The 12,611-nt window shown below is 41.3% G+C and carries 16 protein-coding genes; 7 read left to right on the top strand and 9 right to left on the bottom strand.

Features of this window, described 5'->3' with window-relative positions:
- Positions 1-125 precede the first annotated feature (125 nt).
- Positions 126-308 carry a 50S ribosomal protein L32 gene (gene rpmF / locus FTT72_RS09005; protein ID WP_004279227.1) on the bottom strand — a complete coding sequence of 61 codons (183 nt, stop codon included), beginning with the start codon at positions 306-308 and terminating at the stop codon, positions 126-128.
- A gap of 77 nt (positions 309-385) precedes the next feature.
- The gene (locus tag FTT72_RS09000) at positions 386-943 is read right to left on the bottom strand and encodes a DUF177 domain-containing protein (protein WP_078190057.1); all 558 of its coding nucleotides are present in this window, start codon (positions 941-943) and stop codon (positions 386-388) included.
- A 97-nt stretch (positions 944-1,040) separates the two neighbouring features.
- Between FTT72_RS09000 and FTT72_RS08995 the strand changes: the two genes are divergently transcribed.
- The 3 genes from FTT72_RS08995 (at position 1,041) to FTT72_RS08985 (ending at position 2,843) form a co-directional block, all read left to right on the top strand.
- A complete protein-coding gene (locus FTT72_RS08995) occupies positions 1,041-1,703 on the top strand; it encodes an elongation factor P hydroxylase (RefSeq protein WP_111885029.1) in 663 nt (220 codons plus the stop codon).
- A gap of 89 nt (positions 1,704-1,792) precedes the next feature.
- Positions 1,793-2,410, top strand: coding sequence for an L-threonylcarbamoyladenylate synthase (locus tag FTT72_RS08990; RefSeq protein ID WP_078190059.1), 618 nt, complete (start codon positions 1,793-1,795; stop codon positions 2,408-2,410).
- Between the two features lie 103 nt (positions 2,411-2,513).
- A complete protein-coding gene (locus FTT72_RS08985; protein ID WP_180063865.1) occupies positions 2,514-2,843 on the top strand; it encodes a hypothetical protein in 330 nt (109 codons plus the stop codon).
- A 14-nt stretch (positions 2,844-2,857) separates the two neighbouring features.
- Here the strand turns inward: FTT72_RS08985 and FTT72_RS08980 are convergent, their stop codons facing one another.
- Positions 2,858-3,577, bottom strand: a complete 720-nt coding sequence (locus FTT72_RS08980) for a GNAT family N-acetyltransferase (protein WP_180178245.1) — start codon at positions 3,575-3,577, stop codon at positions 2,858-2,860.
- Between the two features lie 339 nt (positions 3,578-3,916).
- Here FTT72_RS08980 and FTT72_RS08975 point away from each other — a divergent pair, with 339 nt between their 5' ends.
- From FTT72_RS08975 to rluB, 3 genes are read left to right on the top strand one after another with little or no spacing between them, the layout of a single operon-like run.
- Entirely contained in the window at positions 3,917-4,711 is a 795-nt protein-coding gene (locus FTT72_RS08975; protein ID WP_078190062.1) for a ScpA family protein, read from the top strand.
- A complete protein-coding gene (scpB, locus tag FTT72_RS08970; protein ID WP_078190063.1) occupies positions 4,708-5,304 on the top strand; it encodes an SMC-Scp complex subunit ScpB in 597 nt (198 codons plus the stop codon). The genes FTT72_RS08975 and scpB overlap by 4 nt, the downstream gene beginning before the upstream one ends.
- Positions 5,305-5,345: 41 nt before the next feature.
- Positions 5,346-6,464, top strand: coding sequence for a 23S rRNA pseudouridine(2605) synthase RluB (rluB, locus tag FTT72_RS08965; RefSeq protein ID WP_168379582.1), 1,119 nt, complete (start codon positions 5,346-5,348; stop codon positions 6,462-6,464).
- Positions 6,465-6,511: 47 nt separating this feature from the next.
- Here the strand turns inward: rluB and bioD are convergent, their stop codons facing one another.
- From bioD to FTT72_RS08940, 5 genes are all read right to left on the bottom strand, one after another.
- The gene (bioD, locus tag FTT72_RS08960; RefSeq protein ID WP_180041076.1) at positions 6,512-7,174 is read right to left on the bottom strand and encodes a dethiobiotin synthase; all 663 of its coding nucleotides are present in this window, start codon (positions 7,172-7,174) and stop codon (positions 6,512-6,514) included.
- Positions 7,175-7,948 carry a malonyl-ACP O-methyltransferase BioC gene (bioC, locus tag FTT72_RS08955; RefSeq protein ID WP_180005440.1) on the bottom strand — a complete coding sequence of 258 codons (774 nt, stop codon included), beginning with the start codon at positions 7,946-7,948 and terminating at the stop codon, positions 7,175-7,177. It lies immediately after the preceding gene.
- 1 nt (position 7,949) lies between these two features.
- The gene (locus tag FTT72_RS08950; RefSeq protein ID WP_180178244.1) at positions 7,950-9,116 is read right to left on the bottom strand and encodes an 8-amino-7-oxononanoate synthase; all 1,167 of its coding nucleotides are present in this window, start codon (positions 9,114-9,116) and stop codon (positions 7,950-7,952) included.
- Entirely contained in the window at positions 9,113-10,405 is a 1,293-nt protein-coding gene (gene bioA / locus FTT72_RS08945) for an adenosylmethionine--8-amino-7-oxononanoate transaminase (RefSeq protein WP_180178243.1), read from the bottom strand. Before bioA ends, FTT72_RS08950 begins: the two co-directional genes overlap by 4 nt.
- Positions 10,406-10,492: 87 nt before the next feature.
- Complete coding sequence (locus tag FTT72_RS08940; protein ID WP_180178242.1) at positions 10,493-11,254, bottom strand: YqiA/YcfP family alpha/beta fold hydrolase; 762 nt, start codon at positions 11,252-11,254, stop codon at positions 10,493-10,495.
- A gap of 160 nt (positions 11,255-11,414) precedes the next feature.
- On the opposite strand from FTT72_RS08940, the gene FTT72_RS08935 reads away from it, so the two are divergent.
- Entirely contained in the window at positions 11,415-11,981 is a 567-nt protein-coding gene (locus tag FTT72_RS08935; protein ID WP_180146902.1) for a peroxiredoxin, read from the top strand.
- A gap of 57 nt (positions 11,982-12,038) precedes the next feature.
- Here FTT72_RS08935 and bfr read toward each other — a convergent pair whose 3' ends face one another.
- A complete protein-coding gene (gene bfr, locus FTT72_RS08930; RefSeq protein ID WP_067762676.1) occupies positions 12,039-12,503 on the bottom strand; it encodes a bacterioferritin in 465 nt (154 codons plus the stop codon).
- Positions 12,504-12,611: the final 108 nt, after the last annotated feature.

The following is a 12,611-nucleotide window of genomic DNA, read 5'->3' as shown; positions in this document are numbered from 1 at the left end:
GGACGGAAATTTAACACTTAATTTTTGTCTTGGTAATTGCCAAATGCAACAAAAAATCGGTACAAAAAAAGGGAGCTTAACGCTCCCATTTTTTCTACTAAGCTTGACGCTTAATACATCACCAATTATTCAGCAGATGCTTTAGCGAATAATTGACGACCACGGTAGATACCATCTTTAGATACGTGGTGACGACGGTGAGTCTCGCCAGTAGCTTGGTCTACAGTTAATGCATTCTCGGTTAAAGCGTCATGTGAACGGCGCATGTCACGGCGAGAGCGACTTTTACGGTTTTGCTGAACGGCCATGATGGCTCCTTACAAAGATCGAAAAAATGGATCAGAACAAATTCGATTGTCTTATACTCAAGAGTATAACACAAAAATTAGTTAAGTTTACCCTTCAAACCTGCCAAAACATCAAACGGGTTATCCCGTTTTTCTTCAACAAGCTCTTCAGCGGCAGGTTGATGCTTATGTTCACAAGCGTCATGCTTAGGTGACAAAGGCATCAACAATAACAATTCATCCTCTATCAGTGAGAGTAAATCAGCAGTCGCAGGCGCATCATATGAACCTTTGGTTGTTGCTTCACTTTCACCTAAAACGATGAAATCAGCATCCTCATCCAAGCGCTCTATCAGTGACTCGTCATCTACAAGAGCTAGATGAAAACTTAAAACAAGTGGAATCTCAACAGTATCCAGACAACGCTGGCATTCCATTGGAACATTTGTTTCAACATGACCATCTAGCCATACAATGCGATGATAAGCATCCATTGATAGCTTACAGTCTATGTTAATCAATTGATCATCAATTGATCCAACAGCTTCACGAGCAATACGAACAAAGCGAGATAATGGCAGTGTTCCTGACCATTTAAAGCCCTGTTCAGCCCATTTAAACGGCTCAATCTGTGCCGGAAAGGTATTTGCTGACATAATTAAGGCGGCAATTCTACAAATTCATCAGTACTCTGTCAAAGATTAAGATACAATTTTGTACTTATTTAGACAGACCATTTGGGTAACTTAAGTTATGCATCTGTTGCAGCCGCAAACAGAAGTGAATGTTTCATCACTTATGAGCACAATTTCAACGCTTGATTCTGACATTTCAACTGACCAAGTGCAACTCTCGGCTTGGGAGAAACTTTCCACAGAAACAGAACACGTCGATTGGCTCATCTTACACTTTAATCATTGGTTTTCCCACCTGAATGTGTGCTTAGTGAAAGGTGACTGTGAGCCCGAGTACTTTCCTGCCGATTCAAACGGCCCTGCCCGTATTCAATTTGCTCATGGTTATTTCAATAGCGCTTTGCATGAAATTAGCCATTGGACTATTGCTGGCGAGCAACGCCGTTTACTTCCCGATTTAGGCTATTGGTATGCACCAGATGGTCGTAGTAAAGAGCAGCAAGCCCTCTTTGAACAGGTAGAAATTAAGCCCCAAGCGATCGAATGGTTATTTGCCAAAGCCTTTGGACGTAAATTTCGTGTCTCACTTGATAACCTCACTGGTGAAGGCGGTGATGGCAGTAGCTTTAAAGATAATGTCTATGCACAATTACAGGCTTATTTTAAAGGCGAAGCCAAACTTCCACGCGATGCTTGGCGCTTTATCCAATGCATTTGCCACTGTACACGTGCTGGCAAAATGTTACAGGCGAATGAATTTCAACGTGAAATGCTTGATTAAATTATACAATTTGACTGCATTTCACATTGCACAAAGCAAATAGACCGCGACATAATGTCTAGAGCTTTTAATAATAAGAGGAAAACGACATGTTGCATTTAAGAATACATCCGGAAAATCCTCAGCCCCGTTTAATTACACAAGCCGTTGAACGGATTCGTGCCGGCGATGTGGTGGTTTATCCTACAGATGCCGCCTATGCCATCGGTTGCCAGATTGGGAACAAAAATGCCATGGAACGCATTGCCCAAATTCGTCAGCTCGATGCTAAACATCAATATGCGATTATTTGTGCAGATTTATCTGACATTGCCACTTATGCCAAAGTCGATAATGCCATGTATCGTTTATTGAAAAATAACACCCCTGCGGTCACTACCTTTATTTTGCCTGCGACCAGTGAAGTTCCTCGCCGTTTAATGCATCCTAAAAAGAAAACCATTGGACTACGCATTCCGAGCAACCCGATTTGCCAATTATTACTCAAAGAATTGGGTGAGCCTTTATTAACATCGACCTTAATTTTACCTGGCCAAAAAGAACCGATTGATGATCCTTATGAAATTGAACTGCAAATCGGCAAACGAATAGATGTATTAATTGATGGCGGTTTAGGTACTTTAAATACCACTAGCGTTGTAAACCTTGCAGGTGAATACCCTGAAGTGATTCGCCGTGGTGTCGGTGATGTCAGTGCCTTTGAATAGCATGTACTGTTAAATACATGCTGTATCCGATCAGAGGCACAGCATGTAAAAGTCCTCTGCTCAAAACGCGGTTAAAGCACCTTTCGATAAAGGAATCGACCTGATGACTTTATTTCAAATGTTACTCAAGCTGCAAAATGCGACAGACCTCAATGTCTCCGAACAAAACCGTCTTAATCATCTTGCTATATATGCCACTGAGCCTTGGACTTTAGAATCCACGGCTCAACTAAGGGCAGCATCTGATAAAAATTTAATTTCACCAATAGCGACAACACCGCCGCAGGCTTTTTCTTACTTTCTGCATGCATCAACGGTCAAATCGCTGTTTAAACGTAGAGCTAATCAAAATCTCTGCTCGCAAGCGCAGTGCCAACTCATCATCGAATTTGCACTTGAGCAAAGAGTCTTACCAACATACTCACAGCCTTGATAATTAGCTTTCGCTCAAACGCAATAAAGCTGCATAAATTCCTTTAAATGAATTTTTTGTTGCCCTTGCTCATCAAAATTATTTGTATCGAGCCAAGCTGCATAAGCTTGAGACAACATTGGCCAATCCTGATCTAACATCGCAAACCAAGCGGTATCACGGTTACGACCTTTCACAATCACATGTTGACGAAACAACCCTTCAAATTGAAAGCCAAAACGCAAAGCAGCGTTTTTCGAAGGCGTGTTCAAGTCATCACACTTCCACTCCACCCGTCTATATCCCGCTGAAAAGCATGCTTTTAACAATAGATAAATGGTTTCTGTTGCGGCGGTTGATCGCTTCATTAAACTTGAAAAAAAGACATTGCCAATTTCGATGACAGCATGTGCTGGGCGTACATTGAGCAATCCAATCCACCCTACAATGGCATCACCGACCTCAATGACATAATGCATCGAACCGGTAAAATGAAAGGATTGCTGAAAATAATCACGCAATTGCTGCATGCTTTGAATTTGAGAATAAGGCAAATACGTCCAACAGCGTTCATCAGGTTCTTGTTGTACTGTCTGCCATAGCCGCTGTAAAAGACTATCATCAAGCTGATCGGGTAGCATCGGAATAAGCCGAACAGATTGCCCCACTTCGGTTTTACATCTGAACTGGCAAGGTTCAAAATGCTCCAACGTCATCCCTACGGCCTGACCCCATTGATTATATTGTTGTGGCATAGCTAATATTCTTTTAGTCAATTCATTCAAATCATTTCATGCTGGACGCCCATCACCCAGATATCACAGCTTAAATGAGTTCATGGATTGATGAGTGTATTTTTTACAATTAACACAAGATGTGATCGATATCACAGCTTTAAAATTTTACATGTGTATAAATAAAGCCTATTCCCTATAAATTTTAAGTTTTTTACCCAATTCAACCGTTCAGTAATTTCTTTAAACGCATTTTTCCATTACACTATTCCCTATAACTTTTGTGCTTTTACTTTCGATGTGAGATCGAAGCGAAAGCTGTCTGCATGCCTTTGAAAATTCGCGTGGCCTATAATTGCAATGAACCAAACTGTCCATAATTCTATGGAAGATGCTCCACACATTCGTGTTTTGGATGAGTGGCAAGAAGCTATTCCAGAAGATTTGTACATTCCACCCGCTGCATTTGAAATTCTATTAGAGCATTTCGAAGGACCACTCGACTTTCTGATTTACCTGATTCAAAAAAATGGCTTCGACTTATTACAAGTCGATATTGCCCCGATTGCATCCCAATATTTGTCCTATATGGATGCAATGAAATCTCTAGATATTGAATTAACCGCAGACTATATGGTGATGGCAGCCCTATTGGCCGATTTAAAATCGCGTCTATTATTGCCAAAACCTAAATCGACCGCAGCACATGAACAAGATCCTAAACAAGAATTGATTGACCGTTTAGAAACCTATTTGCGCATCAAACAAGCTGCGGAAAGATTAGGTCAAATGTCGGTATTGGATCGAGATACTTTCGATACCAATGTCAGTTTAGGAACGATTGTCGAAACCAATGATGGTTATGACATTCAATTACTTCGTGATGCCATACTCTGTGTCTTTAATCGACCAGAACCGGTTACCCACCAAATTTTGCAAGAGCCTGTCTTACTCGAAGAACGTATTGCTTATATTGAAACTAAGCTAGAGTCAGGTGAAGTATTAGACTTTGCGGACTTACTCAAACCAAGCCAAGGCCGCATGGGTGTTGTCGTGACATTTATGGCCGTGTTGGAACTGACACGCCAACAAAAAGTCCAAATTGTCGCATCAGGTGTAGAAGCACCGCTTGCAATTCAAGGAGCACGTGCATGAACACTGAACTTAAACAAATGACTGCGGTGTCTTCAGAAGATAATCTGCATGAAATTTTGATGCAGCTTGAAGCCATTATTTTTGCCAGTGAAGCGGCAGTGAGTATTGCCCGTTTAAAAGAGGCTTTCCAAGACCGTTTCAGTAAAACTGAATTACGCCAATATTTGCAGCAACTTTCAATGCTGCAACACGGCAGATCAATTGAACTTGTTGAAACCGCTCAAGGTTTCCGTTTTCAAGTACGTGCAAAATATCGTAATATTATTGCACAGACCTGGCCTGAACGACCAACTCGTTTATCGCCATCCTTGCTCGAAACTCTTTCTGTCATTGCTTACCATCAACCGGTAACCCGCGCAGATATTGAGCAAATCCGTGGGGTGACCAACAATAGTCAAATTTTACGTACGTTATTTGACTGGAACTGGATTAAAGAATCTGGTTTTCGTGAACTCCCAGGACGACCCGCGTTGTTAGTTACAACGCCTCAATTTTTAAATGCTTTTGGTCTAACCTCTTTGGGCCAATTGCCTCCCCTGCAGGATGCCAAGGAAGCTTTTATGGCCCTCGATGCGAATGCACCGAAGTCATAAATAGGTGAACTGTTGATGATAATTTCTAAGGTTATGCTGTCATGAGTGAAAAATTGCAAAAGGTGCTCGCACGCGTTGGTTTGGGTTCTCGCCGTTATATGGAAGAAGTCATTGCCGCTGGTCGTGTGAGCGTAAATGGGCAAGTTGCCCAAGTGGGTGAACGTATTGAACCGGGTGATGAGCTTCGCATCGATGGTCGTAAAGTTCAGTTCCAAATTGAAGACGAAATTCGTCGCCGTGTGTTGATTTACTATAAACCAGAAGGCGAAATTTGTTCACGCAATGACCCTGAAAACCGTCCAACGGTATTTGAACAATTACCTCAAATTACCGGTGATCGCTGGGTAATGGTGGGTCGTCTAGATATCAACTCTACAGGTCTATTGCTGTTCACGAATGACGGTGAACTGGCGAACCGTTTAATGCACCCTTCTAGCGAAATCGAACGTGAATATGCCGTTCGTGTCATGGGTGAAGTCACTCCTCAGTTAAAAAACAACATGTTACAAGGCGTTGTTTTAGATGATGGCCCTGCAAAATTTGAGTCATTCTCTGAAATTGGTGGTGACGGTATTAACCGTTGGTATCAAGTGGTCGTAAAAGAAGGTCGTAACCGCGAAGTTCGTCGTATTTTCGAATCTCAAGGCTTAAAAGTGAGCCGTCTTTTACGTACACGTTATGGTTCAGTGATTCTGCCACGCGAACTGCGTACTGGTCGTTGGATCGAGCTAGATAAACAAGATATTGACAACTTAACCAAGTCGGTTGAACTTAAACCACGTCAAGGTACTGGCCTGTTTGGTATGGCGAAACGTCGTACTGAACGTATGCAAGACAAACCAATGGCAGCACGTCGCGGTGGTTACTTACGCCAACAACGTCGTGACAGTGACGAAAACCAGCCACAACAAAGCAATGGTTATCAAGACAATCGTGGCGAACGTCGTACTGGTCGTACTGAAGGTGGTTTCCAAGGCAATGGATTTAATCGTTCAGAGCGTCGCAACGAAGGGTTCAACAATAACCGTAATGATCGCAACAGTGAAAACTTCGGTAACCGTGAACGTCGTAACGACAATTATGGCAATCGTGAGCGTCGTAATGACTCTGTGCCAAGTCGTGCATTTAGCGGAAACAACAAAGGCTTTAAGAAATTTTAATTTCTTAAGTATAAAAAAACCGCTCATTTGAGCGGTTTTTTGTTTCTTTATACTGACGGAATCAACACTGACGGAATCACTGGAACATCAATCCATAACGCCTCTGGAAAGAGTTTGGCTAAATATGCTTTTAAATATTCAGCAGTATCTTTAGAAATCAATACATCTTGCGATTCATCATTTAAATTATAAGCCAGTGCATAAAGCGCCAAGCCACGACTTTTTAGTGCTTCCAAACTTAAAATCGTATGGTTAATGCTGCCCAAACGCCCCGAAGTCACCAAAATAACGGGATATTGCTTCTCTACAACATAGTCGATGGTTAAAAGGTCCGTAGTCAATGGCACCATCAACCCTCCCGCACCTTCGAGTAAAACGTTGTCATATTTTTCAGTTAAACGTTTTGTCGCGTATTCAATTTTAGCAAAATCAATGTCACGTCCATCGAGTTTGGTGGCGAGATGTGGCGACGCAGGATAACTAAATATTTCAGGCATCGTAAGTTTGGTTTCATCTTCGACCAACAACCTCGTACCCATAATTTGACGATGTTGTTCTATATCCTCAGAAATATCGACATTGCCCGTTTGGATCAACTTTTGGGTAATAGTTTTTTGGCCCTGCTCATTCCACAATTTCGCTAAATAACCCGTCGCATAAGTTTTACCGATGCCTGTGTCTATTCCACTGATAAAGTAAATTTGAGCCACTTATTTTTTCCTTACAATACATTGGATGGGATGATAGGTCAGCGGATACTGAAAATCCTCTGAATCAGGAGCATGTACAAACTGTGCATAATCCAGATAAAACTGTTGCAAAGTGCTTTTTGTCCAGCGATGTTGTGCCGTTGCAGTCACTCCCGTTGCCTTAATATGCTGAAGCACATCGCGGGGATGCTCAAAATACAATTGCTGTACCTCTTGCTTCATCATGACAAATTCAAAACCACAATCCATCAAAAACCGTTGCAGCAGATGAATTTCAAAATAATCCAAACCGCAGCCCGTCAGTTGCTTCATTTCACGCAAATTTTCCGTACCAAAACTGCTGAATACAAAATATCCTTGTGGCTTTAAAGCTTCATATATTTTGCTAAACAACTGCGGTAAATCGGACATCCACTGCAAAGCAGAACTTGAAATAACCAAGTCTAAGTTTTGCGGAAGCGCCTGCTTTTCAATATCACCCATCAGCAGATGGGTATGGGTCTTTTGCAAAAAGGTAGCATCTTGCAAAGTGACGATATTTTCAGACAAGTCATTCAAATATAAAGTATCAATTGAACAATGCTTTAACACTTCCTGCGTGAACATTCCTGTACCGCAACCAATTTCCAAAGCCTGATGCCAATGTTTTTTCCCGACATACTGATCCATCAGTCCTGCCAGCTCTGTGCAGATTCTTTTTTGAACCACAGCCTGCTGATCATAGGTCAACACAGCTTTAGAAAAGCGCTGCTTAATTTGAGATTTATCCAGCATCTTACTCTGCCATTAGTTGCTTGATTAATGTATGCAGCTCTTCTTGACCAATGTTGGAAGTCAAAGAGATGCGTAAGCGCGAACTATGCTGCGGCACAGTGGGTGGACGTACAGGCATGATATAAAAACCTGCTGCTTGCAAAGCTTGAGCCTTTGCTACAGTTTTATTCGACTCGCCAATAATGACGGGCACAATATGTGATGTAGATGGACAATCAAAACCTTTGTCTTGCACAGCTCGCTGCAAACTTTGACTGATTTGCTGTAAATATTGACGCTCTGCTTTTAAATTTAAAACGTTCTTGAAAATAAAATCTGTCCACACCATACAGATCGGGGGCTGTGCAGTACTAAAAATCAACGGTCGCATCGAGTTAATCAAATAGTCACGAATAATCGAATGACAAATGAGATACCCCCCTATTGAAGCCAGTGCTTTACCAAATGTACCGACTAAAAGATCAATATCATCCATCACCCGATATTGCTCAGCACAGCCTAAACCACGCTCACCGCGCACACCGATCGCATGTGCCTCATCGACATACAACATCACTTTGGGAAATTGTTTTTTGATCCGTACCAGTTCAGCCAAATCGGTTTCATCACCATCCATACTGAAAATCGATTCAGTCACCACAATGATCCGCTCATAAGCCTCATCTTCATGGTATTTGCATAAAAGCTGAGAAAGATGCGCCAAATCATTATGGCGATAACGTACATATTTCGCAGTCGATAATCGGATGCCATCAATCAAACTGGCATGAATTAACTTATCCGCCAATATCAAGGTTTTACTGTCTGCCAGTGCAGGTAAAATCCCGATATTCATGTGATAGCCGCTGTTAAATAACAGTGCTGATCGGCCATGAAAGGCATCACTTAATGTTGATTCAAGTTGCTCATATTCTGGAAAATTCCCCGTCAGCAACCGCGAAGAGGATGAACTCATCCAACGCTGTGCGTTCGGGGTTTCATCAAAAAATTGTTCACGTAGATGTTGGTTTGAAGCCAAACCTAAATAGTCATTTGACGCTAAATTCAACATTTTGTGATCATGAATACTAATGTAACGATCGTGCTGATGATTTGACGTGAACTGACGTAAGTTGCCATGCTGTTTCAGCTGATCAAGCTGCTCTGAAAAATGGCTGAGCAGATTCATACCGACTGCTCCATGTTTTTCACAACCTCAACCATTTGTTCTAACAATGTTTTTAATTCTTGTTCAGAAATAATATATGGCGGCATCACATAAACCAGTTTACCAAATGGACGAATCCAAATGCCACGACGGATAAACTCCTGTTGTAGCGATTTCATATCGACATTGAAGGTCAATTCCACCACACCAATAGCACCAAGTATTCGTACTCCTTTGACATGTTCAAGCGATGAAAGTGCTGGTAAATGAAACTTCAATTGAGCTTCGATACGTCGAATATTGGCTTGCCAATCTTGAGAAAGCAGCAGTTCGGTACTTTTTACAGCCACAGCGCAAGCCAAAGGATTTGCCATAAAGGTTGGGCCATGCATAAACACGCCGGCTTCGCCTTGGCTAATCGTATTCGCGACTTTCTGCGTAGTCAGGGTTGCAGACAAGGTCATATAACCGCCTGTCAGTCCTTTACCAATACACATAATATCTGGCTCAACTGCGGCCCATTCCCAAGCAAAGAGCTTTCCTGTTCGCCCAAAGCCTGTCGCAATCTCATCAAAGATCAGTAAGATATTATATTTTTCGCAGAGTAATTTAGCTTGACGCAAATATTCAGGATGGTAGAAACGCATGCCTCCTGCACCTTGCACAATCGGCTCTAGAATCAATCCCGCAATATTTTCATGCTGTTCAGCAAGTGTCTTTTCTAGTTCAGCAATATCCGTAGGATTCCACACTTGGTCAAAGCCAATTTGCGGCGCTGGAACGAATATACGATTGGGCAAACTGGAACCAAATATCTGATGCATCCCTGTCACGGGATCACACACAGACATCGCATTCCAAGTGTCGCCATGATAGCCAGAACGTGGAGTGACAAAATTGGTTTTATTCGGTTGATGCAAAGACGCCCAATACTGCACTGCCATTTTCAAGGCTACTTCGACAGCAACCGAACCTGAATCAGCAAAGAAGATTTTATCTAAACTGGGCGGTGTGATTTTTAACAGTAATTTAGCCAGTTGAATCGCGGGATCATGTGTCAATCCACCGAACATGATATGAGACATCTGTTGCAGTTGATCGGTCACTGCCTGATTTAGCTCGGGATGGTTATAACCATGAATTGCACACCACCATGAAGACATACCATCAATCAATTGACGACCATCTTCAAGCTCAATCATTACCCCTTGCGCACGTTTCACTTTAAACGTTGGAAGGGGCTGAGTCATCGATGTATAAGGATGCCAAATATGCTGCTGATCAAATTGTAGATCGGTTGGTTCGGTCATCCTTAACTCCATATAAGCGCGGTATTGCATCAATGCGGAATGATGTTAAACCTGCTGGAATTAAAAATAAATTGCCATAAAGCCCAGCTAGTCAGAGATTTGTTCTATTTTCTTTAAATATTGGCAGATTTTGCAACTTATGACTTCAGATTGAAACAATGGAAAGCCATGTGAGCCAGAAACCAATTCAGTCTCCAAAAACTTTACAGCTAAATTACGCAGTAAGCGTTCAACTTTGTAACTAACCAAATAATCTTGCTTAGCAAACAAATGGTATTGATGACCAGTGTAATTTTTCAAGATACTGACATTATTAAGCTTCTCCAAACAGTTTAATCCTGCTCGAAGCACATCTAAATTTTGCGCTTGAATCAAACTTTGCAAGATGATGAAATCTTGCTTGGTGCTATCAGTACCCTGACAAACCATATAACCAAACTTCTTTAAGGTAGAAATCGTATCCTGCTCGAAAGATTGTTTGAAGCTTTGAAAAGTCGCTTGATCCATCCCAGCAGACCACTTTTCATGAGCCACAAAACTTGGATTTGAGCCAAGTGTGATCAGCACTTTTTGTTGTTGATATTTTTTTTGAATTTCATCTACCAAAATCGTCGCCAATTGACCACCAAGTGACCAGCCAATAATCACATCAAATTGCTTCGCCAATGCAACTTTCTGTTCGAGCACTGCTAGATTTAAGGCATCAAAAATATTCCATAATTCGACCTGATAACCTTGAGCGATCAATGCCTGCTGTAAAGGAGCAAGTAATTTACGACCGCCGCCCCAGCCAGTAATAAGTAAAATATGTTGATTCAATACAAACTCTAAAATTAAACGATTCCACATAGTATAAAAGTTCAAAGCAAGTTTGATAGTGGCATTTCAGCACATCAACCGATTTGCCAAAAGACATTCGCAATCGACTTCAATAAATATAAAATCAGCCAGCCTACAGCGCTTTAAAATTTGCTAAGATCGGATAAAGAACGATATAAACTGATGCTCTATGAAAGTTTCTTCATTGCTAAAAATCTGTTTAATGACATGTGCTTTAATAGCAACTACCCAAATCACAGTTGCCGAAACATCAATACTCAGCACCAGTCAAAACAAACAAAAACAATGGGTAGGCACACCCGCACCCAACTTTAAATTGCAAGATCAAAATGGAAAATGGCACGAACTGAAGCAATATCAAGGGAAATGGCTCGTTCTGTACTTTTATCCCAAAGACAACTCACCCGGTTGTACAGAAGAAGCCAATCAATTTAAAACCCTATATCCACAATTTTTAAAAAGTAATGCGGTTGTTTTGGGCGCAAGCTTAGATGATGTTGCATCACATCAAAAGTTCTCTAAAGCACTCGGACTTCCCTTTCCAATTCTTGCCGACCAACAGCACATGCTGGCGACTCAGCTAGGTATTGTACGAAACTTAGGGATTTTGAAAGTTGCTAAACGTGAAACCTTTCTCATTGATCCGAAAGGCATTATTGTTTATCACTATACCAGTGTGAATACACAGACACATGCGGCGCAGGTCTTGGCAGATATCAAAAAACTACAACAATAGTTTTCATGGCCCAATAAAAAACCCAGCTTCTGCTGAGTTTTTTGGATATTTTTTAAATTACATTTGAGACTGAATATAGTTTGGGAGACCAATAAGTTCGATCAAACGCATTTGCTTTTCAAGCCAGTAAGTATGATCTTCTTCAGTATCTGACATTTGCTGACGGAGCATATCACGGGTCACATAGTCACCCTTTTCTTCACACAATTTTACGCCTTGAGCAAGTTTCTCACGAACATGATATTCAAGCGCCAAATCCGCTTTTAAACAAGTCACAACGTCTGTACCGACTTCAATATCATCACGATTCATATTCGGCGTTCCTTCAAGGAACAATACGCGACGAATCAATGCATCTGCATGTGAGCCTTCTTCTTGGCTTTCATGATCGATACGTTCAAAGATTTTGCTCAGGCCCCAATCTTCATACATACGGGAATGAATTAAGTATTGATCACGAGCAGCCAGTTCGCCACCGATCAGCATATTTAAGTAGTCTACGACTTCTGGATTGCCACGCATTTTCTTCACTCCATACCCTTTTCAAATATTATGGACAAGTTTCAAAATGAATGCAAAATATAATTTTTGTAAGTTTATGATTTATATAAAATTTAAATGATAAACATA

This window comes from Acinetobacter sp. YH01005, from assembly GCF_013420465.1.
Classification (GTDB): domain Bacteria; phylum Pseudomonadota; class Gammaproteobacteria; order Pseudomonadales; family Moraxellaceae; genus Acinetobacter; species Acinetobacter amyesii.
The sequence above is the reverse complement of the archived record's forward strand: the minus strand, read 5'-3'. Positions and strand labels throughout refer to the sequence as shown.